Consider the following 25900-nt stretch of genomic DNA (forward strand, 5'->3'; position numbering starts at 1 on the left):
CGCGACTGTGCAATAGCCTCGAAGACATTTGAAGTAATAAAAAATCACCACAAGCAAACCATTGAGCATAAGCCGCTTCGTCGCCGCAGAAACATTGGCTGACAGAACGTTGACCTCGATCACTGGCGCGTGGCCGGCCACTGATTAATCTCGCCGCTCCATCGAAAGCCAGGGACGGCCACCGAGAGCCGTGGCTGAACCCACTCAAGGAAGAGCAAGCATGCGACCTCTCAACATCATTCTGCTGTCGTCAGCGTTCAATGGCCTGACCCAACGTGCGTGGCTGGAACTGCGCGCGGCCGGGCACTCGCCCAGCGTCGTGCTGTTTACCGATGAAAACGCCGTGTGCGAACAGATCGAACACAGCGGCGCCGATCTGGTGATCTGCCCGTTCCTCAAGGACCGTGTGCCCGAAGCACTGTGGAGCAATGCGCAGCGTCCGGTGGTGATCATTCATCCCGGCATCGTCGGCGATCGCGGCGCCAGTGCCCTCGACTGGGCGATTACCAACGAGCTGCCGAGCTGGGGCGTCACCGCGTTGCAAGCGGTCGAGGAAATGGACGCCGGTCCGGTGTGGGCCACCTGCGAATTCAATCTGCCGTCGGGCCTGCGCAAATCCGAGCTGTACAACGGCCGGGTCAGTGATGCGGCGATTCGCTGCATACGCGAAGTGGTGGAGAAATTCATCGAGGGCTTTGAACCGGTTGTCCTCGACTATGCCAATGCAAAAGTGCGCGGGCGCTTGCAGCCGAACATGAAACAGGTCGACCGCAGTTTCAGCTGGCACGACTGCGCGCGTTTCATCAAACGCTGCATCGATGCTGCCGACGGCCAGCCCGGCGTATTGGCGAGCCTGGCCGGTGGTCAGTATTACGTGTACGACGCACACCTCGATTCGCGCAGCGGCATGCCCGGCGAGATTCTCGCGGTGCATGACGATGCGGTGCTGGTCGCGGCCGGTGATCAGAGTTTGTGGATTGGTTCGTTGCGACGCAAACCGCAACCCGGAGAAGAAACCTTCAAGCAACCGGCGCGGCACCTGTTGGCCGAGCAATTGGCCAACGTGCCGGTACTGGACTGGTCGATCGCCACACAGCCGTTCAGCGAAGAAGCCTATCAACCACTGCGTTATCGCGAATCCGGCATCGTCGGCGAGCTGACCTTCGAGTTCTACAACGGCGCCATGAGCACCGAGCAATGCCAGCGCATGGTCGCCGCGCTGCGCTGGGCCAAATCCCGTGATACGCAAGTGTTGTTGATCAAGGGCGGGCGCGGCAGCTTTTCCAACGGCGTGCATTTGAACGTGATTCAAGCCGCGCAGGACCCGGGCGCCGAAGCCTGGGCGAATATTCAGGCGATCGACGATGTCTGCGCAGAACTGCTGACGGCCCGGCAACTGGTGGTCAGCGGCGTTACCGGCAACGCGGGCGCCGGTGGTGTGATGCTCGCACTAGCGGCCGATATTGTGTTTGCCCGCGCCGATGTCGTGCTCAATCCGCATTACAAGAGCATGGGTTTGTACGGCTCCGAATACTGGACTTACAGCCTGCCCCGCGCCGTCGGCCCGGCGATGGCCGAACAACTGACCCAGGCGTGCCTGCCGGTGAGCGCGGTGCAGGCGTGGCAACTGGGCATGGTTCAGGAAATCGGCCCACGTTGCCCGGACGAGTTTTCTCTGTGGTTGCTGCAACGGGCCAACGGCGTATTGAGCGATCCGACCTATGCGGCGGTGCGCGAGCGCAAGGCGCGGGTTGATCAGGCGTTGATCCAGCAATGCCGCGAAACCGAGTTGCAGGAGATGCAGGAAGACATGCTGTACAACCGCAATCAATTTGCCGAGAAGTGCCGAAATTTTGTCTACAAGCGCAAGGTGTGTGGCACGCCGACGCGGTTGATCGAGGAGTGGGCGCGGGTACGTTTGACCGAGTTCGCCAGTTGATTTTGCGGTGACTGCTTTCCCCTCACCCTAGCCCTCTCCCGAGGGAGAGGGAACTGAGCCGGGGATATTGGGGATTTACACCGACCTGAGGGTCTTGCTCTGAATCCATAATCGACTCGGTCTTTCAGGTCGATGTATGCCGCAAGACACGCCGACGCGGTTGATCGAGGAGTGGGCGCGGGTGACCGAGTTGGCCAGTTGATTTTGCGGTGACTGTTTTCCCCTCACCCTAGCCCTCTCCCGAGGGAGAGGGAACTGATTGGGGGATGCTTTAGAGGTTCGCCGACATGAACGATCTCTACTGAATTCATAATCGCTTCAATCTTTCAGGTCGATGTATGACGAAAGACACCTCGGTCAGTCCCCTCTCCCTCGGGGAGAGGGTTAGGGTGAGGGGCTTTTGCCTTTACAATGCCCGACACCTCAAACACCGGCCCGCCCATGGACATCGACCTCGCTCGCACCTTTCTGGAAATCGTCCGTCACGGCAGTCTCGCCGCGGCCGCGCAGAAGCTGTTCGTCACGCAAACGGCGATCACCGCCCGGGTGCAAAAGCTCGAAAGTCAGCTGGGCAGCACGCTGTTCGTGCGCAACCGCGCCGGGGCGAAACTGACGCCCAATGGCGAGGCCTTTGTGGTCTACGCCAATCAACTGGTGCAGACCTGGGAAGCCGCGCGCCGTGATCTGCCGCTGCCCGAGGGCTACCACAACGTGTTGCATATCGGCGGCGAAGTCAGCCTGTGCAACCCGTTGATGCTCAGTTGGGCGGCGGAGCTGCGCGAAAAGATTCCCGGGCACGCCCTGCGCATGGAAATCCGCGACGGCGAAAACCTGCTGCGCCAACTGGAACTCGGCGTGCTCGACGCGGCGCTGGTCTATCAGCCGGAATACTGGCCGGGATTGCAGGTCGAGCAAGTGCTGGAAGAAAAACTGATTCTGGTGCGCGCGCCCGATCGCCCTGATCCCTACGTCTATATCGACTGGGGCCCGGACTTCCGCCGCCAGCATGACGCCGCCCTGCCGGAAAAAGCCAAAGCGGCGCTAAGCTTCAACCTCGGCCCGCTGGCCTTGCAATACATTCTCGAACACGGCGGCAGCGGCTACTTCCGCACCCGTGTGGTGCGCACCTATCTGGAAAGCGGCGCCCTCGAAGCGGTGACCAAAGCCCCGGAATTCGGCTATCCGACCTACCTTGTCTACTCACGCGATCGCGATTCGACGACGCTGCAGCAAGCCTTCCATCTGCTGCGCGAAGTGATCCGCACCGATGATGACTGGTCGCAACGCTGGAACCCGTTGAGCTGAAGCGGCGGCTTTACAGCCGATCATGGCGCAAGTGACACCGAGGTCCGGGCAGCACAAATGGCCGGATCGGCTAATCTGCCGGGTATAACAACAATCCCCGCAGGTGATGCAGTGAGGCAGACCACCGAGGCATTTCGCAGCCGCTACCGAGCGGCCATTCATCCGCGGTACAACCCGTGGCTGCACGGTACGTTCGTGCTGCTGTTCGGCGCGCTGGCCATCGGTTCATTCTGGAGCAGTGTGCAGCAGGTCAGTCTGCTGGAATGGCTGACGGTACCGCTGACCCTGCTCCTCTTCAACTTCGGCGTGTACATGGTCCACCGCCATCTCGGCCACCACAAAAAGACCTTCGCGAAAATGTTCTACGCCCGGCACGCGGGTGATCATCACAGCTTCTTCACCCCCGGCCATATGACCTACGACGGTCCCCGCGACTGGCGGGTGATTCTGTTCCCGGCGTGGCTGATCGTGCTGCACACGCTGGTGATTACCCTGCCGCTGTGGTGGCTGCTCGCACAAGCAAACGCCAACGTCGCCGGGTTGTTCGGCGGCTGCATGGTGCTCGGTTATCTGACTTACGAAGTGTTTCATGCCTGCGAACACCTACCGCCGCAAAACCCGCTGACCCGCCTGCCGTGGATCCGTCAGATGCGCCTCCTGCACGAGCTGCATCACCGCCGCGAGCGCATGCAGGAGCGCAACTTCAACATCGTTCTGCCGCTGATGGACTACCTGTTCGGCACCCTGTACTGGGGGCCGGAAACCACCCCTTTGAGCTACGCGAGAATGCCCATGACCCGCATGCAGCACACGATCGATATCGCTGGCGACCCCATTGCCGTGCTGGCCTACGCCGCCAGTGTCAACCGCTGGCCGGAGTGGCACCCGTCGTCGCTGAAAATCGACGGCCCACACGGCCCGCTGCATGCCGGCGCGCGCTTTGAAGAGGACATTCATGCCGGCGGCCGTGAAGGCCACTTGAGCTGGGAAGTCACTGAGTACTTGCCCGGCCGACGCTGGTCCGCGCGGGCGCAAGGTGATCATGGATTGTCATTGCTGCTGACCTATGAATGCGCCGCCGAAGGTAGCGGCACGCGATTTGTGCGCACGCTGGATTATCGTTTCGCCGGGCTGGGCATGCGCATCGCCAATCACTTGCTGCTCAAACGCCGCATCGAGCGCGAATCCGCCGCATCGATGCTGGCCCTGCGTGACATGGCCGCCCAGTACCTGGCCTCGGCGAGGGCCAGCGCGTGAAGCTGCGACATCTGCTATTGCTGCTGGTGCTCATCGTCATCGGGTTTTTATTGTTGATGCCGACCAGAGTCGAACCCGTAGCCTGGACGCCGCCGCCAGCGCCATCGCTGACAGAAGGCATTTACGCCGAGAATCAGAAACTCAAAGCCGCAGCGCAGGTCGGGCCGAGCGACATCGAAGGACCGGAAGCGTTGCTGCTGGAAAGTGACTTCCTGATCACCGGGCTGCACGACGGCCGACTGATCCGTACCAGCCTCGACGGCCAGCAACGCAAAGTCCTCGCCGACACCGGTGGTCGCCCGCTGGGGTTGGCCCGGCACCCGAACGGCATGCTGGTGATCGCTGATGGGGTCAAGGGCTTGTTGTCCCTTGATGCGCAGGGTCAGCTGGTTCCTTTGACCACGGAGTCCAATGGCCTGGCCTTCGGTTTCACTGATGACGTGGCCATCGACAAGTCCGGGCATTACGCCTATTTCAGTGATGCCTCCAGCCGCTGGGGCTACGGCCATGACGGCGAAGCGATCATTGAGCACGGCGGCGACGGACGCCTGCTGCGCTATGACTTCCAGAGCGGCAAAACCAGTGTCCTGTTCGATAAGCTTGAGTTCGCCAACGGCGTGACCCTCGGCCCGGACGACGCCTATGTGCTGGTCAACGAAACCGGTGCCTACCGCATCAGCCGTTACTGGCTGACCGGGCCGAAAGCCGGCACTCACGATGTGTTTATCGACAACCTGCCGGGGCTGCCGGACAACCTCGCGTTCAATGGCAGTAACCGGTTCTGGGTGGCGTTGTACGCGCCGCGCAATGTCTTGCTCGACGGTACGGCCGGGCATCCGTTCGTGCGCAAGATGATCGTGCGGGCGCTGACTGTTTTACCCAAACCAGTGGAAAAACGCGGATTTGTGCTGGGGCTGGACCTGGAGGGCAAGGTGATTGCCAATTTGCAGGATGCGAGCAATGGCAATTACTCGCCGATTACCACGGTTCGCGAGTACGGGCCGTGGTTGTACTTTGGCTCGTTGAAGGCCACGCATATGGCGCGGATGCCGTTGGATGCGGCGCTGAAGTGAGCCATGCGGATTCTGTGTTGCATGGGCAGACGCCTTCGCGAGCAAGCTCGCTCCCACAGGGTTATTTGCTGGTCACAGCATTTGTGGCCAACAGATATCTCTGTGGGAGCGAGCTTGCTCGCGAAGGCGGTCTGTCAGTTGCTGGACTTGTCGAACTTGTCCGGATCTTCGTCTTCAGGCAGATCCTCATCCGGCTCTTCGGGGTTGGCCGTGGTATGCGCCGGGCTGTTCGGTTCGGGATGCGTGGGAACCGGGTCGAAAGCGCCCTGCTCTTCACCGGGGAATTTGGGATCGTTCATAAGGCACCTCGCAAAGAGTCGATGATGAAAGACTCTGTACATTCGAGGTGCCGGTCGTGGCTGTCGTTCCCGTCAATCCGCTACCGCAGGTCGGCGGATCAACAGGGCCTCAGGTTCGCGCCTGTAATTGTTCGACGATCTTGTCTTTGACCTGCAAGCGCTTTTCTTTGAGTTTTTTCAGCGTGTCGTCGCTGGGAGCATCCGAGGTCGCAGTCTCGGCCTTGACTACTTCGGCGTCCGCCTGGGAGTACTTGTTGATCAGTGCGTCCAGATGTGGATCCGCGGTGCGTTTTTGCTGGATCTCTTCCTTCGTAAGCTTCAAATCCTGTAACAGATCATGGGTCACCGGCATGGAACACCTCCGTCAGTTGATCGGCTGGCCAACGCGACCGATTGCGCTGGCCAGTTATCAGAATGGCCTCGGTTGCATGGTTCTGTCGACCACCTGTCAGACCAGCGGTGCCCGTTCGTCGCCCTGTCGCAAATGCGATCAAACCTTTGCTCGCCGCAATCCCTCCATTGGGTTAACACCAACAAAAACTGCGTGGAGATACACAATGGACGGATTCAACCTGCGTCATCTGGTTTTGGCTGTCGCTTTGAGCAGCGGTATGGGCAGCGCGTTTGCTGCGACTGACAATGACTTTGTCGATAACGCCGCGGCCGGTGGCATTGCCGAAATCGAAACCAGTCGTCTGGCCCTGGAAAAAAGTCAATCGGCTGACATCAAGGCCTTCGCCAACATGATGATCACCGACCATGGCAAGGCCAACGATGAGCTGGCGACCATTGCCAAGGCAAACGACATCGAAGTTCCAGACACCACGACCCTGGTCAAACAGGCCAAGGAAAAAATCCTCGAAGTGCGCGATGAGTCTTTCGACGCGGCGTACGCCAACAATCAAGTGAAGGCGCACGAAGAGACCATCGAGCTGTTCAAGAAAGAAGCCAATACCGTGACGGATGACAAGGTTAAAGGTGCCCCTGAATTGAAGGCGTTTGCACAGAAAATGCTGCCGGCGCTGGAAAAACATCTCGCGGCTGCCAAGGAATTGCAGGCCAAACATCCGAGCAAATAAAAGGCTTGCCCTCACCCCAGCCCTCTACCGGAGGGAGAGGGAGCCGACCGAGGTGGATGTTTGAGCTACGCCGACTTGAAAGTCTTGAGTCGAACTCAGGTTCCGAACAGCCGCCGACTTGAGATTTCGAGTTGAGCTCAGCTTTTGAAAGGCACCGAGATCGGCTCCCTTTCCCCCTCGCCCCCCCTGGGGGAGAGGGTTGGGGTGAGGGGGATCGATCTCAGCCACACCACCAGACTCAAGCAAAAAAAGGCCGCATCCATAAGATGCGGCCTTGTCGTATCCGCCGAAAATCAACCGCCATCCGTATCAATATCGGCATCCGTCTCCTCCCCCGGCTTCGCCCGATCCGGCTGCGGTTCGAAGCCCGGACTGAATTCATTGTCGTTGTCGGTGTGCGTGTTCTTTTGATCCACTACCGGATCCGCACTCTGCGCCTGACCATCCTCGCCCTGCTGCTGCGTCGGCGCTGGTTGCCCCGGCACCTGCGGGTCAATCGCTGGATCGTTGCGGTTAATCGGTTCGCCAGATTGACTCTGCTGATTCTTTTGCTCGTTCATGACCACCTCGTTCGTCAAAACCAGCCCGGCGCAAACCCGCCGGGCCTTGAAGATTCGAAGCCTGCCCCACGCCAACGTTCAAAACTTCGCCGCGCCCGGCCACGCCGACTAGAGTTACCGGGACGTTCCTTGCGCCAGATCAAAAATATACGTGCAAGAACGAACAACTATTTCGAACGGCAAATGTCGATCACTTCGCGGCGATCATTTTCACGATCGCCCCCCAATTCGCGACGGAGCAACAGGCACATGGCAGCACTGCAGAACAGCACACTCGATGCGATGAAAAACAAACAAGCACAACTGCTGGGCGAATGGATCAACGGCCTGCAAGCCAGCGGCGCCACGCGTAACCTCAAAGATCACGATCTGCAGCAACAGACCACAGAGTTCCTGCAATTAGTGGTCAGTGGCCTCGAGAACGACAACGGCAACAACATTGCCGCACAGGGTTGGGAAACCACCCGCCAGTTTCTCGAAAAACTCTCCCACAGCCGCGCCCTGCTCGGCCAGGATTCGCAACAGACCGCCAGCTTCATCTTCGCCCTCAAAGGCCCGCTGTTTAACCTGCTCCAGAATCACTACAAAGACCAGCCAGCGCTGCTCGCCGAACAGCTCTGGGAAGTCTCCGAACTGCTCGACGCCTTCGGCATGCACACCATCCGCACTTTCCAGAAATCCCGCGAGGCGGTGATCAAGCGCCAACAGGAAGAACTGCTGGAGCTGTCGACCCCTGTGGTCAAGCTGTGGGACGGCGTCCTGGCGCTGCCGATGATCGGCACCCTCGACTCGCAGCGCACGCAAGTGGTGATGGAATCGCTGCTGCAACGCATCGTCGACACCGGTTCGGAAATCGCCATCATCGACATCACCGGCGTGCCGACCGTCGACACCCTGGTCGCGCAACACCTGCTGAAAACCGTGACCGCAATCCGCCTGATGGGCGCCGACTGCATCATCAGTGGCGTACGTCCGCAAATCGCGCAGACCATCGTCCACCTTGGCCTCGACCTGCAAGGCGTGGTGACCAAGGCCAATCTGGCCGACGCGCTGAAACTGGCCCTGACCCGTTTGGGCATCAGCATCGGCAAAGCGGTCTGAACCCATGGAGAGAATTCCGATTCTTCAGATGGGCAAGTTCCTGCTGGTGACCATTCAGGTCGACATGCATGACCAGCTCGCCCTCACCTTGCAGGACGACTTGTCCGAGCGCATCAGCAAGACCTCGGCGCGGGGCGTGCTGATCGACATCTCGGCGCTGGACATGGTCGACTCATTCATTGGCCGGATGATCAGCACAATCTCCGGCCTGTCGAAAATCATGGACGCCGAAACCATGCTGGTCGGCATGCAACCGGCAGTGGCGATCACCTTGGTCGAACTCGGCCTGACCTTGCCCGGCGTCAGCACCGCACTGAATGTCGAGCGCGGGATGAAACTGCTGCAGGAACGAGTAGACCGGCAATGACCGTACGCAGCAGCGGTACTCAACCCATTCACATCGAGCAGGATGTCGTGCTCGCGCGCCAGACCGCACGCAAACTGGCCACCGAATGCGGAATGCGCCTGATCGACCTGACGAAAATGGTCACGGCGGTCAGCGAACTGGCGCGCAACACCATGGTTTACGGTGGCGGCGGCGACATGGACTGGCAGATTCTCGATGAGGATCACAAGGTCGGTCTGCGCTTGACCTTCCGCGACGAAGGCCCGGGCATTCCCGACCTGAAACTGGCGATGACCGACGGCTGGACCTCCGGCAGCGGCATGGGCCTGGGCCTGACCGGGGCGAAGCGCCTGGTCGAAGAGTTCGAACTTGAAACAGAGCCCGGCAAGGGCACACGAATAACGATTACCCGATGGACATGAATATCAGCGGGTCGATGACCCAGGTTTTACTGATCGAAGACAGCAGCCAGATCGGCCACGCACGGCGCACGGCGCAACAACTGGCCGAACAACATGGCTTTGACGAGCGCGATGCCGGACGCGTGGCTCTGGTGGCTACGGAGTTGGCGAGTAACGTGCTCAAGCACGCGAGCCACGGTGAAATGCACCTGCGGGTGTTGCCGCGCGCCAATGGTTTTGGCATTGAATTGCTCGCCATCGACCGTGCTCAGGGGTTTGATCTGCAGGCCTGTATGGCCGACGGGTTTTCGACCGGAGGCACCCAGGGCATCGGTCTCGGCTCGATATCGCGTCAGACCGAAGTGTTTGATGTGTACGCCGATGCCCGTGGCGCAGTATTACTGGCCCGGTTTTATCCACGCTCGGATCGCGAACCGGACATGCATTTTGGCGTCAGCCAGCACTCGCTGCACAACGATCCTGCTTGCGGCGATGTCTGGCACTTGGCGTATGACAACGGCAGCATCAGCGCGCTGATCATCGACGGTCTCGGTCACGGAGAAGATGCCGAACGCGCCGGCCGCGCTGGCGCGGAAACCTTCGCCCTGACGCCCTTCGCCGAGCCGGTGATGCTGATGGAGGACATGCACCGCGACATGATCGGCACTCGCGGCGGCGCTGTCGCGTTCGCCCAGTTCGATGCGCGGCGCGACCACTTGACCTTTGCCGGCGTCGGCAACATCGGCGCCAGTCTGATCAACGCCGACAAGTCACGTGGACTGGCCTCGCACCCAGGCATTGTCGGCGTGCAGTATCGGAAAGCCCGGCCTTTTGACTATGCTCACGTGAACGGACATCTATTGATCATGTACAGCGACGGCTTGCAGTCCCGTTGGAACCTTCAAGACTACCCCGGTCTGGTGCACCGCCATCCCGCCGTGATAGCCAGCGTCCTGCACCGCGACTTCTGTCGCGGGCGCGATGATGTAACGGTGCTGGTCGTTGCCCTGGAGGCCGCCCATGGCTGAGTCGCCGATTCTGAGCAGTGCCGAACAGGCCGCACTGATTGCGCAGTTGCAGAGCGAGACTGCAGCCCTGCGCGAAGAACTCGATGAAACCAACCAGGGTGTGCTGGCCCTGTACGCCGAACTCGATATACAGGCTGAGGAATTGCGCCAGGCCTCGGACTTGAAAAGCCGTTTCCTGTCGTACATGAGCCATGAGTTCCGCACGCCACTGGGCTCGATTCTCAGCATCAACAGCCTGCTCGCCGACGAACTCGACGGCCCGCTCAGCCCTGAACAACACAAGCAGGTAGCGTTCGTCAGCACCGCTGCCCGCGAGTTGAGCGACATGGTCGATGACCTGCTCGATCTGGCGAAGATCGAGGCCGGGCGCATCACGATTTCCCCAGCGTGGTTCGACATGTTCGACCTGTTCTCGGCGCTGCGCGGGATGTTCCGGCCAATTGTCGATGCCTCCGCCGTGGACCTGATTTTCGAAGAACCGGTCGGTTTGCCGCGCCTGTACACCGACGACAAGAAACTCGGACAAATCCTGCGCAACTTCATTTCCAATTCACTGAAGTTCACCACCCGTGGCGAAGTGCGGGTGTCCGCGCGCCTCGAAGGCGTGAACAAGGTGCGTTTTGCCGTCAGCGACACCGGAATCGGTATCGCACCAGAGCTACATGGCGCATTGTTCGAGGACTTTTCCCAGGTCGACTCGCCGCTGCAGAAACGTCTGCGCGGCACCGGGCTGGGCCTGTCACTGTGCAAACGCTTCGCGGCCCTGCTCGGCGGTGAAGTCGGGCTGGAAAGCACGCCGGGGGTCGGTTCGACCTTCTTCGTGGTCATTCCACTGGCGATCGCTCTGGAGAACGTCGATGAAACGTGACATCCGCCTGTTGATCGTCGACGACAACGTTGCCACCCGCTACGCCCTGCGGCGACGGCTGGAGCGCCACGGTTACGAAGTCCTTGAGGCCGGTACCGGCGGCGACGGGCTCGCGCTGATCGACAGTGAAGCGCTCGATGCGTTGATTCTCGACGTCAATCTGCCGGACATGAGCGGTTTCGACATCGTGCGTATCCTGCGTGCGGACACACGCACGGCGTTGCTGCCAGTGATCCACGTATCTGCGGCGTCAATCCAGACCGGTGACATCATCACCGGCCTCGATGCGGGCGCCGACGCCTACCTGATTCACCCGGTCGACCCGGACGTGCTGCTGGCCACCCTGCGTACGCTGTTGCGGGTGCGCGACACGGAAAATGCCCTGCGCGAAAGTGAAGCGCGATTCCGCGAGATTTTCGCCAATGTGTCCGCACCTATCGCAGTGCTCGATGCCAGCCTCAAGGTGCATGAGTGCAACCAGGCCTTCGCCCAACTGATTCTCGACAATCAGGACCCGAAAATCCTGCGTGAATGCTTCGCCGAGGAGCAGAGCGCCATCCTCAATGAGCTGCGTCTGCGCCTGGTCGATGGCGAACGCTGGAAAGGCACGCTGAACATGCGCGTGCAGGGTGAAATTCGCGAGACCGAGTGGCAGATTTCACCGTACCGCACGCCAGAGTTGAGCCTGGTGTTCGTCGAAGACGTTACCGAACACCGCCATCGCGAGCGCTCGCATCTGGCGCGTCTGGATGACACCACCACGCAACTGGCCAAGGAAGTCGCCGAACGTGCGCGCGCCGAGGCGCAGTTGCTGCAAGTGCAGAAGATGGACGCACTGGGCAAGCTCACTGGCGGTATCGCCCACGACTTCAACAACCTGCTGACCGGGATCATCACCAGCCTCGAACTTATCCAGAAACGAGTCGCCGATCAGCGTCTGGACAAGGTGCAGTTTTACAGCGAAGCGGCGCTGAATTCGGCGATGAGTGCCGCGTCCCTGACTCATCGTTTACTCGCCTTCGCCCGTCAGCAGCCGCTGGATACGCGGCCCGTAGACATCAACGACCAAGTCCGTTCGCTGGAAGAATTGCTGGTGCGCACCATCGGTGAACGGATCAGCCTCAAGCTTGAACTGACCAGCAAACCGGCCATCGCCCTGGTCGACCCGGTGCAGCTGGAAAGCGCAGTATTGAATCTGGTGATCAACGCCCGCGATGCGCTGCCGGCGGGCGGCAATATCTGGGTCAACACCTACGCCGCGTACTCCCACGGCGATCCGAATCTGGCCGACGGCGCTTATGTGGCGCTGTCGGTGCGCGACGACGGTACCGGGATCGAGCACAACGTCATCGATAAGGTCTTCGATCCGTTTTTCACCACCAAGCCGTTGGGTCAGGGCACAGGACTGGGGTTGTCGACGATCTATGGCTTTGCCCGCCAGTCGGGCGGTGACGCGCATATCCGCAGTGTGGCGCGACGTGGCACCGAAGTGACCATCATGTTGCCGGCCACCACCGACCCGACAGGCGCCGACATCCCCGCGCCGGTGGTCGATCCGCAAGGCAGTGGTGAGCATGTGCTGATAGTCGAAGACATGCCGTCGGTGCGCATGTTTGTCACGGAAGTGCTGGAAGACGCGGGCTATCGCTGCACTCAGGCGGCGGATATCGAAACGGCGCTGGAGCGATTGCAGAACGACTCGTCAATCAACCTGCTACTGACCGACGTGGGCCTGCCGCGCATGAGCGGCCGGGAGTTGGCGGATGTGGCGCGGGGTTGGCGCGAGGGACTGCCGATCCTGTTCATGACCGGGTATGCGGAAACGGCGATCAATCGTCAGGTGTTTCTCGGCAGTGGCATGGACATGCTGGTCAAGCCGTTTCAGATCAGTGAACTGCTCGACAAGGTCCGCCGAACCCTTGATGGTGCCTGATCTAATGCCTTCGCGAGCAAGCTCGCTCCCACAGATACTTCTGTCGATTACCGATCCAATGTGGGAGCGAGCCTGCTCGCGAAGGCGTCAAATCAGTGACTTCATCTGTGACTGACACTCCGCTTTCGCGAGCAGGCTCGCTCCCACAGGGGGCTTGTGTACTGATATCCAGTTCATTGGGCCAACTGGACCGCAGCAACTATCGGTTCAAAGCCCTAGCCAGAAACGGCGCCGTCCGGCTCTTCTTGCTCGCCGCAACCTTCTGCGGTGTGCCCGCAGCGACAATCCTGCCGCCCTGATCCCCCGCCCCCGGGCCGATGTCGATCACCCAGTCACTTTGCGCCACCACACGCATTTCGTGTTCGACAACAATCACCGTGTGCCCCGCCGTCACCAGCGTGTCCAGTTGCTCAAGCAACCGATCAACATCGCGCGGATGCAGCCCGGTGGTCGGTTCATCCAGCACGTACAAGGTTGCGCCGCGCTGGTTGCGCTGCAATTCGGTGGCCAGTTTGATGCGTTGTGCTTCGCCGCCGGACAACTCTGTGGCCGGCTGACCCAGACGCAGATAACCCAGGCCAATGTCCCGCAGCACTTCCAGTGAACGGCGAATCCCCGGTTGCTCGGCGAAGACTTTCACCGCCTCCTCCACGGTCAGTTGCAGCACCTGTGCGATGCTCAAACCCTGCCAGAGAATCGCCAGCGTTTGCGGGTTATAGCGTGCGCCATGGCAGGTCGGGCACGGTGCATAGACACTCGGCATGAACAATAACTCGACACTGACAAAGCCTTCACCCTCACAGGTGGCGCAACGGCCCTTGGCGACGTTGAAGGAAAACTGCCCGGCGTCATAACCCGCCGCCCGGGCGTCGTCGGTCGCGGCATACAGCTTGCGCACGTTGTCGAACAAACCGGTGTAGGTGGCCAGATTGGAGCGTGGCGTGCGGCCGATGGGTTTCTGATCGACCTGCACCAGTCGCTTGATCGACTCCAGCCCCGACGTGACCTGGCCGCTGCTGAGTTGCGGTGCGTCGTCTTCGAGGCTGAGTTCTTGCGTCTCGCTTTCCCGCGTTGGACGGCCCAACTGCGCGCCGACCAGTTCCAGCAACGCCTGACTGACCAGACTCGACTTGCCAGAGCCGGACACGCCCGTCACCGAGGTGAAGCAGCCCAAGGGAAATTCGGCACTCAGATTGTTCAGGTTGTTGCGGGTAATGCCGTCGAGTTTCAGCCACGCCGTCGGTTTGCGCGCGGCGCGTGTCTGACGCTGCGATTCGGCAAACAGATAAGCGCGGGTCTGTGACTGTTCGATCTCGGCAAGACCTGCCGGCGGGCCGCTGTACAACACTTGCCCACCCTGCTCGCCCGCCGCCGGGCCGACATCGATCAGCCAGTCAGCGCGGCGCATGGTTTCCAGATCATGCTCGACCACAAACAGCGTGTTGCCGTCAGCTTTCAAGCGTTGCAAGGCCTCGAACAACGCTTCGCCATCGGCCGGGTGCAAACCGGCAGAAGGTTCGTCGAGGACATAAATCACACCGAACAATTGCGAGCCCAACTGCGTCGCCAAGCGCAAGCGCTGCAACTCGCCGGACGACAGCGTCGGCGTGCTGCGTTCCAGCGCCAGGTAACCGAGGCCCAGATCGGTCAGCGTGCTGACCCGCTCGAGCAGATCCTCGGCGATGCGCTGCGCCGCCAGACGTTTCTCCAGCGACAGATTTGGCGTGTGCCGCACATCCGGCGCACTGCCATGGCCGCTGGCACCGTGGGCCACACGCTGCTGGCGGGCCTCGCGGGTCTGCGCATGACTCAAGGTCTCACCGGTTTCTTCGGCGTGCTGCAGATAACTGGCCGCCGCCACCGGCCGCAATACTTCGGCCACTTGCAGCAAAGGCATCTGCGACAGCTCACCGATGTCATACCCGGCAAACGTCACCGACAACGCTTCACGTTTCAGGCGCTTGCCGTCACATAACGGGCAAGGGCTGCCGAGCATGAACTGCGCGACGCGCTTCTTCATCAGCGCACTTTGCGAATGGCTGAAGGTGTGCAGGATGTAGCGGCGGGCGCCGGTGAAGGTGCCTTGATAACTCGGTTCCATCTTGCGTTTGAGGGCGACGCGGGTTTCTTCCGGGGTCAGCCCGGCATACACCGGCACGGTGGGGGTTTCTTCGGTGAAGAGAATCCAGTCGCGCTGCTTTTTCGGCAGCTTTTTCCACGGGATGTCGACATCGATGCCCATGGTTACGAGGATGTCGCGCAGGTTCTGCCCCTGCCATGCCAGCGGCCAGGACGCCACCGCGCGTTGGCGGATGGTCAGGTTGGGATCGGGCACCATCAGCGCTTCGGTGACTTCATAGACGCGGCCGAGACCATGGCACTCCGGGCAGGCGCCTTGCGGGGTGTTCGGCGAGAAATCCTCGGCGTACAACATCGGCTGCCCAGGCGGATAACTGCCGGCGCGCGAGTACAACATTCGGATCAGGCTCGACAACGTGGTGACACTGCCCACCGACGAACGCGTACTCGGCGTACCGCGCTGCTGTTGCAGGGCCACGGCCGGCGGCAGGCCCTCGATGGAGTCGACATCCGGCACGCCAACCTGATCGATCAGCCGTCGCGCATACGGCGCCACCGATTCGAAGTAACGACGCTGGGCTTCGGCATACAAGGTTGAAAATGCCAGCGACGACTTGCCCGAACCGGACACTCCGGTAAACACCACGAGAGCATCGCGGGGAATATCGATATCGACGTTCTTGAGGTTGTGTTCACGGGCGCCGCGCACCCGGACCATGCCGGCGGGTGCTTTGGAGGTGCGTTTGGAAGTCATCGACCTGCCTTGATAAAGGAATGTTCAGCGCTCAGTTGCCGAGAACCACCCGAATCATCTGCAATAAGGCTTCGGGGCTGTACGGTTTGCCGAGCAAGTGAGTATCAGGACTCAATTGGTGATTGCGCGAGATGATGTCGCGGGTGTGCCCGGAGGTGAACAGTACCGCCACCGGCGGCGTCTGCACCTTGGCCCAGGCGAACAGGTCAGAGCTTTTGATCAGCCCCGGCATGACCACATCGGTGAAGATCAGGTCGACGTCGGTGCCTTCCAGCAGCATTTGCATGGCCGCATCGCCGTGGCCGGCGGTCAACACGCGGTAACCCTCCTCGCGCAACAACTCAACGGCCGAGGCGCGCACCGCGTCGTTGTCCTCGACCACCAGAATCGTCTCGTGGCCGCCGCTCTGCTGCCGTTGCAGATTGGGCGACTCATCAAGGATCGGGCGCAGGCTGCGCGGGAAGTACAACTGCACCCGCGTACCCTCGCCGAGGGTACTGGCGATCTCGACGTGGCCGCCGCTCTGTTTGACGAAACCGAACACCATGCTCAGGCCCAGGCCGGTGCCCTGACCGTCAGCCTTGGTGGTGAAAAACGGTTCGAAAACCTGCTCGAGAATGCCTGGCGCGATGCCGGCACCGGTGTCACTGACACCGACGCGGACAAACTCGCCGGAAACGATGCCTTTACCGGCACAGAACTCGCGATCGAGGCGCACGTTGGCGGCGCTGAGCGCAATGGTGCCCTCGCCCTTCATCGCATCACGGGCATTGATCGCCAGGTTGAGAATGGCGTTTTCCAACTGGTTGCGGTCGACGTTGATATGCCACGGTTGCTGCGGCAGCTGCACATCGATCTGAATGGTTTCGCCCAGCGCTCGCTGCAGCAATTCGCCGACACCTTCGAAGATCTGCCGCGGATTGCACACTGCCGGCGACAACGGCTGGCGCCGGGCAAACGCGAGCAATTGCGAGGACAGCTTGGCGCCGCGTTCGACCGCCGCCAGCGAGGCACTGACCCGGCGCTGCACATTGGCGTTGTTCGGTTCGTGGCGCGCGAGCAGATGCAGATTGCCGGCGATCACTTGCAGCAGATTATTGAAGTCGTGAGCGACACCGCCGGTCAGCCCGCCAATCGCTTCGAGTTTCTGCGACTGGCGCAACTGCTCTTCAGCCGCCAGCCGCGCCTCGACTTCCTCGCCCACGCGCTGTTCGAGGTTGCGGGTAAATTTGAGCAGGGATTCTTCGGCAATCTTGCGCTCATGAATGTCGATCAGTATCCCGGGAAAACGCAGCGGCGCACCGTGTTCGTCGAACTCACACGCGCCACTGGCCAACACCCACAGATAACTGCCGTCACTACGCCGGACGCGATACTCGGCGTTATATGGCTCGCCGGTCTGCACGGAATGGGCGACGCGCTCTTGCACCCAGGCGTGGTCATCGGGATGGATGCGCGATTCAGCAATGTCCTGGGCCAGATTGCTCAGGTCGTGATCCGGCGGATACGAGAACGTACGGGCAAAACGCTCATCCGCGGACAATGTGTTGTTTTTCACGTCCCAGACAAACGAGCCGAGCAAGGCCCCGGCATTCAGCGCCAGACGGACCCGCTCATTGTCAGCGCGGTAGGCTTGTTCTGCCGCCTGACGCCGGCGTTCGGAGTGCATGAATTCGGTGGTTTCCACCACCATGGCCATCACCCCGCCGGGCGCTCCGTCATCATTGGCCACCGGGCTGTAATACAAATCCATCCAGACGTCTTCGGGGACGCCGTCGCGCAACAGCACCAGTTCTTTGTTGCGGAAGGACAAAGTGCCGCCCGCCAGACAGGTGTCGACCACATGCCGGTTGAACTCGGCGACTTCCGGCCAGCCCAGCTCTACCGGTGAACCGAGCAGATATGGATGGCGACCACCGGCAAATATCGAATAGGCGTCGTTGTAGATCATGTAGCCGGCGCGGCCCCAGAGCATGACCATCGGCAGTGGCGAGGCCAGCATCAATTGCACCGCGCTGCACAGGCTGGCTGGCCAGCTGTTCAGCGGGCCGAGTTCGGTGTGGCGCCAGTCGAACGCACTGATGCGCCCGGCCATTTCGCCTCTCCAGCCGTCACAACCATGGCTATCGGATAAAAACTGCATCGACTGACTCAGTGCCCTTAGGTGATTGCCCGATAAATTGCCGCGCCAGCGCAACGCGACGCCCGTCTGTTTCGAGCGTCTTCATTCGCAATGGTTTCATCTGAGGTATAGCCGATTTCACGCTCGGCCGAAACTCACACCCCGATCAGGTGTTTGAGCGGATGGTAGCCAGTTTTCATCTTTGCGGCGACGTCGAGAATGGCCTTCTCGATGCCGTTCAAATGCATGCAGGTCAGCTCGATGGCGGCGCTCTGATTGCCGGCTTCGATGTACTCGATCAGTCGCAGGTGTTCGTCATCGCGGCAGACTTCGTGGCTGTCGTCGTCCAGTGCCGCGGCATACAGCGAAGCGCGGGATATCAACTTCTGGAACCAGTCGAGCAGCACCGGGTTGTTGAGGCTGCGCGCCAGTTTGATGTGGAACTCGCCGAGCAGATGAATCAGCCGTTCATGGTCGCCTGCGGCGTGCGCTTGATCTTCCAGCAGCAGGTGTTCGCGCAGATCCTGCATCGCTGCCGTGTCCTTGCGCCGGCACAGTTCGGTGACGATGCCGATCTCGATCAGCCGGCGGGTTTCGAACAGCGAACGGATCTCTTCATTGCTCGGCAACGACACCGATGCCCCCTTATTGGGCTCGGTGGTGACCAGGCCATCGGCCTCCAATTGCTTCAATGCAGCACGCACCGACGTGCGGCTGACATTGAATAACTCGGCCAGCGAGGCCTCGCCCAGCTTCATCCCCGGGCGCAACGAACGCTTGCTGATCGCCTCGTAAACCCCTTGGTAGACGCGGTCGACCGTGGTTTCCGGTTTCTTTTCGGTCATTCGAACACTCCTTTGGCGTCAGGCAACCAGCCCTTGGCGATGCCTGGCCATGGAAACGCAGATTAATCCGGGCCTTTGCAAATTGCATTCATATATTGCATACCGGCGGATGATGGCGCTGAACATTGGTCAGTCGCAGGAGATCATTTTTGGCGAGGTGTTGATGGCGCATGTGCGCGATGAGCTGATCGATCCGAGGACGCTGTACATCGATCAATTGGGCCTGGATGCGATCGGACGCATGGGTGGCCATGGTTACGCACGAACCCGCGATTACTTCGATTTGCCGACCCGCTCGTTGCAAGCGTGGACGGAAGCGCCGGGCGGTGGCGAGCGGTTTTGGCCTGCTGCCAAATAACCCAACAGAGAAATGCATTCCCCTGTAGGAGTGAGCCTGCTCGCGATAGCGGTGTGTCAGGTATCGATGTGTTGTCTGACACACCGCTATCGCGAGCAGGCTCACTCCTACAGTGGTTTTCTGCCGCAGCTGATAATTCAGTCTGTGCCGTACTTCGGCGAGCGTGGGCCGTACAGCAGGCCTGCGCGATGCCCGGCCGAGAGCAGACGATTGCTCGCCACACCGGCAATCGGGTAGCCGGCATCGGTGGAGCTGTTGATGATCTGCTTCACTGCCGCCGAGATCAGCATGCCGACGATACCGCCGGCATTGCTATTGCCGCCCTCTTCGCTCGACGCCCGCGCCGAACCGGTCCACAGCGTGGTGCCGCTTTTCAGGTCGACCAGTTTCGCCGTCGCGGTCACTGCTGTTTCGCTGCTGATCACCATGTAACGCGTGCCGTATTCGGTCACGGTGATGTACAGCGCCGCGTCCGCACCGAAGATTTCCTTCAGTTTGCTCGGCGGTGCCTGATGAATATCGTCCGGGGTGGTCAAGCCGTTCTGGCGGAACGTCTCGTCAACCAGCGCGATCGGCAGCACATAGTAACCGGCCTCGGCCAGCGGGAATGTCACCTGCGACAACAGGCTGTACGACGCCTTCACATCCGGCGAGGTGTTCAGCGGTGGCAGCACCAGAATGGTTTTCGGCCGCGCTTGTTTGTAGGCCGAGTAATCCACGGTTTTGGGGGCGACGCAGCCACCCAGCACGGTCAGGGCCAGACCGGCGGCCAGCAGTTTCAAGGTACGCGCGATCATTTCGCGTCTCCAGTCTTGGCGTTCTTGAGCAGGAAATCCATGTACGTGCCGGACTCGGGGAACAGGGTTTTCTCGGTTTTGAACTGCTGCACCATCTGGTCGTCCTTGCCCATGCTCAGATAGAGCAGGCCAAGGTGCGCGTGGTAACCCGGCGGTACAGCTTTACCGGTGGAGCGGATTTTCTGCAGGTCACGTTCCAGCGCTTCAGCCTGGGCTTCTTTCGGCTCTTCGCCTTTGAAGTATTCGTAGACCTGGGGTTCGTAGCCTTCCCATTGGTACAGGGTTTGCGGGCCGGTAGCACAACCGGCCAGCAAGGCGCTGGCAGCCAGCGTCAGCGCCATCAACGAGCGCGACAAATTCAGAGTCATGGGGTGTTGCTCCTTGCAATGGGCGTCGATCAGTTGCCCGGTTTCCAGGCACCGGCGTTCATGCCATCCACCAGACGATTGATCGCCTCGCGCATGGCCAGATCCAGTACTTTGCCGTTGAGGGTGGAGTCGTAGGCAGCGGTGCCGCCGAAGCCGATGATTTCGCGGTTGGACAAGGCGTATTCGCCGGCGCCCTGGGTCGAATACACCACTTCGGAGGTGCTGATATTGACGATGTTCAAGTTGACTTTGGCGTAGGCGACCTGGGTCTTGCCACGGCCGAGAATGCCGAACAACTGGTGGTCGCCGGTCTCTTTGCGGCCGAACTCGGTGACGTCACCGGTGACCACGTAATCAGCACCTTTCAGACGCTGGGCCTGGCCCTTGATCGCCGCTTCCTGCTGGATTTCGCCCATGTTGTCGCGATCCAGTACGGAGAAACGGTTGGTCTGCTGCAAGTGCGTGATGAGGATGGTCTTGGCCTGACCGCCGAGACGGTCGACGCCGTCGGAGAAGATCCCGCGCATGTAGCTGGAGCGGTTGTCGAACTTGCCCACGGCCATTGGCACGCGAACGCCGGTCCAGACTTGTGTGGCGCTTTCTACCTTGGTCACCGGCAGCGCGCGGGAGCTTTCGGTGGCGCAACCGGCGAGTGTGCCGGCAATCGTGCCGAGCACAGCAATCGCGACGCCTGAAACCAGCATCCGGGAGATCATTCTCACTGAATATTCCTTTTGAAAATCGGGGATGTCCCGACGCGGCAATGCGCGGCGGGAGCTGAAAAGGGGCGGCATTATGACAAAGTGCCATCATTCGCGACAGGTTTTTTTGACGCCAGTGAATTGGCTTTCTTGAGTACACACAAAACCCTACAGGGGTTTTGTGTTTGGCCTGGGATCAGTGGAAATCGCGGCTCTGCACGCGGATACCATTGAGCAACGGGCTGAGGTCGCTCAAGCGGCCGGCGATCAGGTGGCGCACTTCGCCTTCGCGCTCCCAGCGGCCATCCACCTTGAGCAACTGCGAACCGACCAGCACTTGCCGCTGACGCTCGGCCAGATCACGCCAGACCACCACGTTGACGTTGCCAAACTCGTCTTCCAGGGTCACAAACGTCACACCACTGGCGGTGCCCGGTCGTTGCCGCCCCGTCACCAGCCCGGCGATGCTCACTGGCCGGCCGTGTTCGACCTCAAGCAACTCCTGCGAACTGCGGCAGCGCCGGGCTTTGAGTTCACCGCGTAACAGCGCCAGCGGATGCGGTCCCAGCGTCGTGCCGACCGTGCTGTAATCGGCGTGAAGATCCTCGCCGACACTGGGTTTGGGCAGCACCACTTCCGCCTCCTCCTGACTTGGCAACCCGGCAAACAGACCCAGCTGTTGCTGCACCCCGGCCACCTCCCAACGCGCTCGATGGCGATGCCCGGCCAAACCGCGCAACGCCCCGGAATCAGCCAGCAACGCCTGCGCGCGACTGTCGAGCGCGGCCCGCTCGCCCAGATCGGCGACATCGGCAAACGCCCCACGCGCCCGCGCCGCCTCGATGCGCCGGGCATCGTCTTCGCGAAAGCCCTTGATCATGCGCAGGCCCATGCGAATCGCCGGTTGCGCCGCCGTGGTGGTTTCCAGGCTGCAATCCCAATCACTGGCACGCACGTCGACCGGACGAATCTGCAACTGATGCCGGCGCGCATCCTGGAGAATCTGGTCCGGACTGTAGAAACCCATCGGCCAGCTGTTGATCAGCGCACAGGCGAACGCCGCCGGTTCGTGGCACTTGAGCCAGCAACTGGCGTAGGTCAGCAAGGCAAAACTGGCGGCGTGGGATTCGGGAAAACCGTAGCTGCCGAAGCCTTTGATCTGCTCGAAAATCTGCGCGGCGAACTCCGGTGTGTAGCCATTCTTCTTCATGCCGGCGGCGAGGCGTTCCTTGTGCGGCTCAAGTCCGCCGTGGCGTTTCCACGCGGCCATCGAGCGACGTAATTGATCGGCCTCGCCGGGGCTGTAATCGGCGGCGACAATGGCGATCTGCATGACCTGTTCCTGAAACAGCGGCACGCCGAGGGTTCTTTCCAGAACAACCTTGAGTTCTGGCGATGGATAGGTTTCCTCTTCCTCCTTGTTCCGGCGGCGCAGATACGGATGGACCATTCCGCCCTGAATCGGTCCCGGGCGGACGATGGCCACTTCGATCACCAAGTCATAGAACTTCGCCGGTTTCAGGCGCGGCAACATCGACATTTGCGCCCGTGACTCGATCTGGAACACACCGATGGTGTCGGCGCGGCTGATCATCTCGTAAGTCGGTTTGTCTTCAGGCGGAATCGTCGCCAGGCTCAAATCCTGATTGCGGTGACGGCGCAGCAGATCGAAGCAGCGACGAATTGCGCTGAGCATGCCGAGGGCAAGGATATCCACCTTGAGCAGGCCGACCGCATCGAGGTCGTCCTTGTCCCACTGGATGATCGTGCGCTCGGCCATGGCGGCGTTCTCGACCGGCACCAGCATGTCCAGCGGCTGTTCGGAAATCACGAAACCACCGGGGTGCTGCGACAAATGTCGGGGGAAGCCGATCAACTGCCCGGTCAGGCTCAGCACCCGGCGCAACACCGGGCTGTCGGGGTCGAAACCACCTTCCAGCAGACGCGCGACCGGCGGGGTTTCATCGCTCCAGTGGCCGCAGCAATCGGCCAATGCATTGATCTGATCCGGCGGCAGACCCAAGGCCTTGGCCACATCACGTACCGCGCCGGCGGCGTGGTAGGTGCTGACCACTGCGGTCAGTGCTGCGCGACGGCGGCCATAGCGACGGAACACGTATTGCAGGACTTCTTCACGGCGTTCGTGTTCGAAGTCGACGTCGATATCCGGCGGTTCGTTGCGTTCCTTGGACATGAAGCGTTCGAACAGCAGCGTGGTGCGGTCCGGGTCGATCTCGGTGATACCCAGGGCAAAACACACCGCCGAGTTGGCTGCCGAACCACGGCCCTGACAGAGGATTTTTTGCTCACGGGCAAAGCGCACCACGTCGTGCACGGTGAGAAAGTAGCTTTCGTAGCCGAGTTCGGCGATCAGCTTCAGCTCTTTATTGATCTGCCTCAGCACCTTGAAGGGCGCGCCTTTTTTCCAGCGCCAGGCGATGCCTTCCTTGGTCAGTTGCCTTAGCCATGAACTGGCGCTGTGTCCCTCGGGAACCAGCTCTTTCGGGTATTGATAACGCAACTCGCCCAGATCGAAGGTGCAGCGCCGGGCCAGCTTCACCGACTCGTCGAGCAAGGCCTGCGGATACAACTCGCGCAATACCTCGACGCTGCGCAAATGCCGCTCGCCATTGGGGTGCAAACGCAGCCCGGCTTCGGCCACCGGGACGTGATGGCGGATAGCGGTCATGGTGTCCTGCAAGGCGCGCCGGCCACGGGCGTGCATGTGCACATCGCCGCTGGCCACGGCCGGAATCTGCAACTCGGCGGCCAGACTCAGCAATGCCGCCAGCCGCTGCTGATCGTCCTGGCCACGATGCAATTGCACCGCCAGCCACAGGCGTTCGCCGAAGGTCTGCCGCAGCCAACGGCCCTCGTCCACCTGATCAAGCGAGTCCGGCACCCACAACACCAGCAATCCCGGCAGTGCTTCGTCGAAGTCCTCGCGCAACACCTGATACTGGCCTTTCTGCATACGCCGTCGGGCACGGGTGATCAAACCGCACAAGGCCTGATAACCCGCCAGGTTCTCCACCAGCAACAGCAGTTTCGGACCGTTTTCGATACGGACTTCACTGCCGATGATCAGTGGCAGCTCAACCGATTTCGCTGCTTGCCAGGCGCGGACGATCCCGGCCAGCGTGCATTCATCGGTGATCGCCAGCGCCTGATAGCCGTGCTTTTTCGCGCGTTGGAACAGTTCCAGCGCACTGGAGGCACCGCGCTGGAAACTGAAGTTCGACAGGCAGTGCAGTTCGGCATAACCGTCGTTCATGCAAACCAGCCCTGCAGCCACAACGGACCGCCCTCACCCACCGCGCGATAAGCCCAACCCTGCTGACCGGCGCGGTTCTGGATCAGATAGTAATCGCGGCGCACATCATCGCCGTCCCACCAGCCGGACTCGATACGTTCCGGGCCCATGAGAATCCGCGCCGAACCTTGCGCCACGCTTTGCGGTTCACCGAGCAACCAGCCCGGGCGATGCACGCTAGGCAAAGCTGCGCAGCGTTGTTTGTCGACGCCATGCTGCCACGCGCACTCCGGACGGTGATCAGCCTGAAAACGCAGCCCCTGCACGGCGTCATCACCCAAGCGTGCACGCAGGCGTTCGCGCAACTGCTCCCAAGGCAAGGTTTGTTGCGGGCGGTCGTCGAACAGTTCCTGAAACTGCGGCACGAAGCTCGGCAGATCTTCGGCGCGCAGGCGAAAGCCACGCACGGGCGCCTCGACCTGCACTTGCTCCAGGCGCCCGCGCGCCAGTTCGAAGAGCATCGCCGGATCACGTTCGGCGCTGAGCAAACCGACTTTGATCACGCTGTCCGGCAGCCCGGCGTGTTCCAGATGCAGGTCGAAACGCTGTACGCCGCTGTCACGTCCGCAGAGGAACGCCGACAGATCGCCGGTCAAACGGCGTAACGGGAACAGCAATGCCTGATGAGATTGCACGTCGAAATTCAGTTCGATACGCACATCGAAACGATCCGGCGGCAGGTAGAACGCCAGCGCCAAGGGTCGCGCACCAAACAAGGTGTCGAGATGCTTGAGCATCTGCGCCTCGAAACGCCGCGCCAGTGCCTGACGCGGCAGGCTCTGCACCTGAGTAAGATTGCGCAGGCCCATACGCGACAACGCCGTGGCCACCGCCGGTTCCAGGCCGACGCGGTCGACGGGCAACTGGCCGAGGTGATGCTGCAAGGCTTCGCCGTCCGGCACCACCAAGCCGTCGTAAGCATTGGCCAGCACCCGCGCCGCCACCGGATTGGGCGCAGCGACGATGCGATGGCGGAAGCCCAGATCGGTCAGCTCCTGGCGCAGTCGTGCTTCGAACTGCGCCCACGAACCGAACAGACCCAGGCTGGATTCGATCTCGAACACCACGGTGCGCGGGTAATGCACGCTGACCTGCGAACTGAAGCGGTAAGCCCACGCAGCGAGAAACTGCTGCCAGTGCTCGACCTCGGCCGCCTCGTAATCCGCCGTGGCAAAACCTTTGCTCATCGCTTGGGCGGCGGTCATCGACTGGCCAGCGCGCAAACCGAGTTTGCGCGCCGCCGGGTTGACCGCTTGCAGCACCCGGCGCTGGGCCGGCCCGCTGAGCAGCACTAATGGCTCATCGGGATCGGGACGTTGACGCAGCACGGCGTCGAGGGCCAATTGCGGAAACAGAATACACACCCAGCGCATG

22 protein-coding genes and 1 pseudogene are annotated in these 25900 nt (G+C 61.1%); 12 read left to right on the forward strand and 11 right to left on the reverse strand.

Annotated elements, in window-relative coordinates; genetic code table 11:
- The first annotated feature begins 220 nt into the window (after positions 1–220).
- The 4 genes from GTU76_RS02085 (at position 221) to GTU76_RS02100 (ending at position 5574) form a co-directional block, all read left to right on the forward strand.
- Positions 221–1939 carry a hydrogenase maturation protein gene (locus tag GTU76_RS02085; protein ID WP_180697955.1) on the forward strand — a complete coding sequence of 573 codons (1719 nt, stop codon included), beginning with the start codon at positions 221–223 and terminating at the stop codon, positions 1937–1939.
- A 441-nt stretch (positions 1940–2380) separates the two neighbouring features.
- Positions 2381–3244 (forward strand): LysR family transcriptional regulator, encoded by an 864-nt coding sequence (locus GTU76_RS02090; protein WP_175555705.1) that lies wholly within the window; start codon positions 2381–2383, stop codon positions 3242–3244.
- Between the two features lie 111 nt (positions 3245–3355).
- Positions 3356–4501, forward strand: a complete 1146-nt coding sequence (locus tag GTU76_RS02095; RefSeq protein ID WP_180697956.1) for an SRPBCC family protein — start codon at positions 3356–3358, stop codon at positions 4499–4501.
- Entirely contained in the window at positions 4498–5574 is a 1077-nt protein-coding gene (locus GTU76_RS02100; RefSeq protein WP_180697957.1) for an SMP-30/gluconolactonase/LRE family protein, read from the forward strand. Before GTU76_RS02095 ends, GTU76_RS02100 begins: the two co-directional genes overlap by 4 nt.
- A gap of 134 nt (positions 5575–5708) precedes the next feature.
- Here GTU76_RS02100 and GTU76_RS02105 read toward each other — a convergent pair whose 3' ends face one another.
- On the reverse strand, positions 5709–5873 hold the full coding sequence (locus tag GTU76_RS02105) for a hypothetical protein (RefSeq protein WP_180697958.1): 165 nt from the start codon (positions 5871–5873) through the stop codon (positions 5709–5711).
- 109 nt (positions 5874–5982) lie between these two features.
- Positions 5983–6225 carry an HP1242/YdcH family protein gene (locus GTU76_RS02110; RefSeq protein ID WP_016983385.1) on the reverse strand — a complete coding sequence of 81 codons (243 nt, stop codon included), beginning with the start codon at positions 6223–6225 and terminating at the stop codon, positions 5983–5985.
- A gap of 205 nt (positions 6226–6430) precedes the next feature.
- Between GTU76_RS02110 and GTU76_RS02115 the strand changes: the two genes are divergently transcribed.
- Positions 6431–6952, forward strand: coding sequence for a DUF4142 domain-containing protein (locus tag GTU76_RS02115; RefSeq protein WP_180697959.1), 522 nt, complete (start codon positions 6431–6433; stop codon positions 6950–6952).
- Positions 6953–7245: 293 nt separating this feature from the next.
- Here GTU76_RS02115 and GTU76_RS02120 read toward each other — a convergent pair whose 3' ends face one another.
- Positions 7246–7512: a hypothetical protein gene (locus GTU76_RS02120; protein ID WP_180697960.1), complete on the reverse strand. Its 267-nt coding sequence runs from the start codon at positions 7510–7512 to the stop codon at positions 7246–7248.
- A gap of 249 nt (positions 7513–7761) precedes the next feature.
- On the opposite strand from GTU76_RS02120, the gene GTU76_RS02125 reads away from it, so the two are divergent.
- Genes GTU76_RS02125 through GTU76_RS02150 form a run of 6 tightly spaced genes read left to right on the forward strand, consistent with a single transcriptional unit; the run spans position 7762 to position 13189 of the window.
- Positions 7762–8613, forward strand: a complete 852-nt coding sequence (locus GTU76_RS02125) for an STAS domain-containing protein (protein ID WP_180697961.1) — start codon at positions 7762–7764, stop codon at positions 8611–8613.
- Positions 8614–8617: 4 nt separating this feature from the next.
- Entirely contained in the window at positions 8618–8980 is a 363-nt protein-coding gene (locus tag GTU76_RS02130) for an STAS domain-containing protein (RefSeq protein WP_007912539.1), read from the forward strand.
- The gene (locus GTU76_RS02135) at positions 8977–9381 is read left to right on the forward strand and encodes an anti-sigma regulatory factor (RefSeq protein ID WP_077573175.1); all 405 of its coding nucleotides are present in this window, start codon (positions 8977–8979) and stop codon (positions 9379–9381) included. The genes GTU76_RS02130 and GTU76_RS02135 overlap by 4 nt, the downstream gene beginning before the upstream one ends.
- Positions 9378–10388, forward strand: a complete 1011-nt coding sequence (locus GTU76_RS02140; protein WP_180698010.1) for an ATP-binding protein — start codon at positions 9378–9380, stop codon at positions 10386–10388. The genes GTU76_RS02135 and GTU76_RS02140 overlap by 4 nt, the downstream gene beginning before the upstream one ends.
- Positions 10381–11256, forward strand: coding sequence for a sensor histidine kinase (locus GTU76_RS02145; protein WP_180697962.1), 876 nt, complete (start codon positions 10381–10383; stop codon positions 11254–11256). The genes GTU76_RS02140 and GTU76_RS02145 overlap by 8 nt, the downstream gene beginning before the upstream one ends.
- Positions 11246–13189, forward strand: coding sequence for a response regulator (locus GTU76_RS02150; protein ID WP_180697963.1), 1944 nt, complete (start codon positions 11246–11248; stop codon positions 13187–13189). The genes GTU76_RS02145 and GTU76_RS02150 overlap by 11 nt, the downstream gene beginning before the upstream one ends.
- A 199-nt stretch (positions 13190–13388) precedes the next feature.
- Here the strand turns inward: GTU76_RS02150 and GTU76_RS02155 are convergent, their stop codons facing one another.
- The 3 genes from GTU76_RS02155 to GTU76_RS02165 all read right to left on the reverse strand — a co-directional run bounded on the left by GTU76_RS02155 (position 13389) and on the right by GTU76_RS02165 (position 18989).
- Entirely contained in the window at positions 13389–16022 is a 2634-nt protein-coding gene (locus GTU76_RS02155; protein WP_180697964.1) for an excinuclease ABC subunit UvrA, read from the reverse strand.
- A 31-nt stretch (positions 16023–16053) separates the two neighbouring features.
- Positions 16054–18165 carry a hybrid sensor histidine kinase/response regulator gene (locus GTU76_RS02160; RefSeq protein WP_175554506.1) on the reverse strand — a complete coding sequence of 704 codons (2112 nt, stop codon included), beginning with the start codon at positions 18163–18165 and terminating at the stop codon, positions 16054–16056.
- A 134-nt stretch (positions 18166–18299) separates the two neighbouring features.
- Positions 18300–18989: a GntR family transcriptional regulator gene (locus tag GTU76_RS02165; RefSeq protein ID WP_180697965.1), complete on the reverse strand. Its 690-nt coding sequence runs from the start codon at positions 18987–18989 to the stop codon at positions 18300–18302.
- Between the two features lie 103 nt (positions 18990–19092).
- Between GTU76_RS02165 and GTU76_RS02170 the strand changes: the two are divergent.
- Positions 19093–19347 (forward strand): annotated as a pseudogene (locus GTU76_RS02170) (flavin reductase family protein); the annotation flags it as partial.
- A gap of 137 nt (positions 19348–19484) precedes the next feature.
- Here GTU76_RS02170 and GTU76_RS02175 read toward each other — a convergent pair.
- The 5 genes from GTU76_RS02175 to GTU76_RS02195 all read right to left on the reverse strand — a co-directional run bounded on the left by GTU76_RS02175 (position 19485) and on the right by GTU76_RS02195 (position 25899).
- Positions 19485–20144: a DUF799 domain-containing protein gene (locus GTU76_RS02175; RefSeq protein WP_007912525.1), complete on the reverse strand. Its 660-nt coding sequence runs from the start codon at positions 20142–20144 to the stop codon at positions 19485–19487.
- On the reverse strand, positions 20141–20512 hold the full coding sequence (locus GTU76_RS02180) for a DUF4810 domain-containing protein (protein ID WP_180697966.1): 372 nt from the start codon (positions 20510–20512) through the stop codon (positions 20141–20143). Before GTU76_RS02180 ends, GTU76_RS02175 begins: the two co-directional genes overlap by 4 nt.
- A gap of 29 nt (positions 20513–20541) precedes the next feature.
- The gene (locus GTU76_RS02185; RefSeq protein WP_175555707.1) at positions 20542–21228 is read right to left on the reverse strand and encodes a CsgG/HfaB family protein; all 687 of its coding nucleotides are present in this window, start codon (positions 21226–21228) and stop codon (positions 20542–20544) included.
- Between the two features lie 181 nt (positions 21229–21409).
- On the reverse strand, positions 21410–24508 hold the full coding sequence (locus tag GTU76_RS02190) for an error-prone DNA polymerase (protein WP_343057384.1): 3099 nt from the start codon (positions 24506–24508) through the stop codon (positions 21410–21412).
- Positions 24484–25899 carry a Y-family DNA polymerase gene (locus tag GTU76_RS02195; protein WP_180697968.1) on the reverse strand — a complete coding sequence of 472 codons (1416 nt, stop codon included), beginning with the start codon at positions 25897–25899 and terminating at the stop codon, positions 24484–24486. Before GTU76_RS02195 ends, GTU76_RS02190 begins: the two co-directional genes overlap by 25 nt.
- Position 25900 lies beyond the last annotated feature (1 nt).

The sequence above is a fragment of the Pseudomonas crudilactis genome (assembly GCF_013433315.1).
Taxonomy (GTDB): domain Bacteria; phylum Pseudomonadota; class Gammaproteobacteria; order Pseudomonadales; family Pseudomonadaceae; genus Aquipseudomonas; species Aquipseudomonas crudilactis.

What these genes read in the sequence shown, in the direction of transcription:
- GTU76_RS02150 (WP_180697963.1), top strand. Translation starts at nt 11,246, where the DNA reads ATGAAACGTGACATCCGCCTGTTGATCGTCGACGACAACGTTGCCACC.
- GTU76_RS02155 (WP_180697964.1), bottom strand. Translation starts at nt 16,022, where the DNA reads ATGACTTCCAAACGCACCTCCAAAGCACCCGCCGGCATGGTCCGGGTG.
- GTU76_RS02165 (WP_180697965.1), bottom strand. Translation starts at nt 18,989, where the DNA reads ATGACCGAAAAGAAACCGGAAACCACGGTCGACCGCGTCTACCAAGGG.
- GTU76_RS02105 (WP_180697958.1), bottom strand. Translation starts at nt 5,873, where the DNA reads ATGAACGATCCCAAATTCCCCGGTGAAGAGCAGGGCGCTTTCGACCCG.
- GTU76_RS02110 (WP_016983385.1), bottom strand. Translation starts at nt 6,225, where the DNA reads ATGCCGGTGACCCATGATCTGTTACAGGATTTGAAGCTTACGAAGGAA.
- GTU76_RS02140 (WP_180698010.1), top strand. Translation starts at nt 9,378, where the DNA reads ATGAATATCAGCGGGTCGATGACCCAGGTTTTACTGATCGAAGACAGC.
- GTU76_RS02185 (WP_175555707.1), bottom strand. Translation starts at nt 21,228, where the DNA reads ATGATCTCCCGGATGCTGGTTTCAGGCGTCGCGATTGCTGTGCTCGGC.
- GTU76_RS02180 (WP_180697966.1), bottom strand. Translation starts at nt 20,512, where the DNA reads ATGACTCTGAATTTGTCGCGCTCGTTGATGGCGCTGACGCTGGCTGCC.
- GTU76_RS02090 (WP_175555705.1), top strand. Translation starts at nt 2,381, where the DNA reads ATGGACATCGACCTCGCTCGCACCTTTCTGGAAATCGTCCGTCACGGC.
- GTU76_RS02160 (WP_175554506.1), bottom strand. Translation starts at nt 18,165, where the DNA reads ATGCAGTTTTTATCCGATAGCCATGGTTGTGACGGCTGGAGAGGCGAA.
- GTU76_RS02135 (WP_077573175.1), top strand. Translation starts at nt 8,977, where the DNA reads ATGACCGTACGCAGCAGCGGTACTCAACCCATTCACATCGAGCAGGAT.
- GTU76_RS02085 (WP_180697955.1), top strand. Translation starts at nt 221, where the DNA reads ATGCGACCTCTCAACATCATTCTGCTGTCGTCAGCGTTCAATGGCCTG.
- GTU76_RS02145 (WP_180697962.1), top strand. Translation starts at nt 10,381, where the DNA reads ATGGCTGAGTCGCCGATTCTGAGCAGTGCCGAACAGGCCGCACTGATT.
- GTU76_RS02195 (WP_180697968.1), bottom strand. Translation starts at nt 25,899, where the DNA reads ATGCGCTGGGTGTGTATTCTGTTTCCGCAATTGGCCCTCGACGCCGTG.
- GTU76_RS02130 (WP_007912539.1), top strand. Translation starts at nt 8,618, where the DNA reads ATGGAGAGAATTCCGATTCTTCAGATGGGCAAGTTCCTGCTGGTGACC.
- GTU76_RS02125 (WP_180697961.1), top strand. Translation starts at nt 7,762, where the DNA reads ATGGCAGCACTGCAGAACAGCACACTCGATGCGATGAAAAACAAACAA.
- GTU76_RS02115 (WP_180697959.1), top strand. Translation starts at nt 6,431, where the DNA reads ATGGACGGATTCAACCTGCGTCATCTGGTTTTGGCTGTCGCTTTGAGC.
- GTU76_RS02120 (WP_180697960.1), bottom strand. Translation starts at nt 7,512, where the DNA reads ATGAACGAGCAAAAGAATCAGCAGAGTCAATCTGGCGAACCGATTAAC.
- GTU76_RS02175 (WP_007912525.1), bottom strand. Translation starts at nt 20,144, where the DNA reads ATGATCGCGCGTACCTTGAAACTGCTGGCCGCCGGTCTGGCCCTGACC.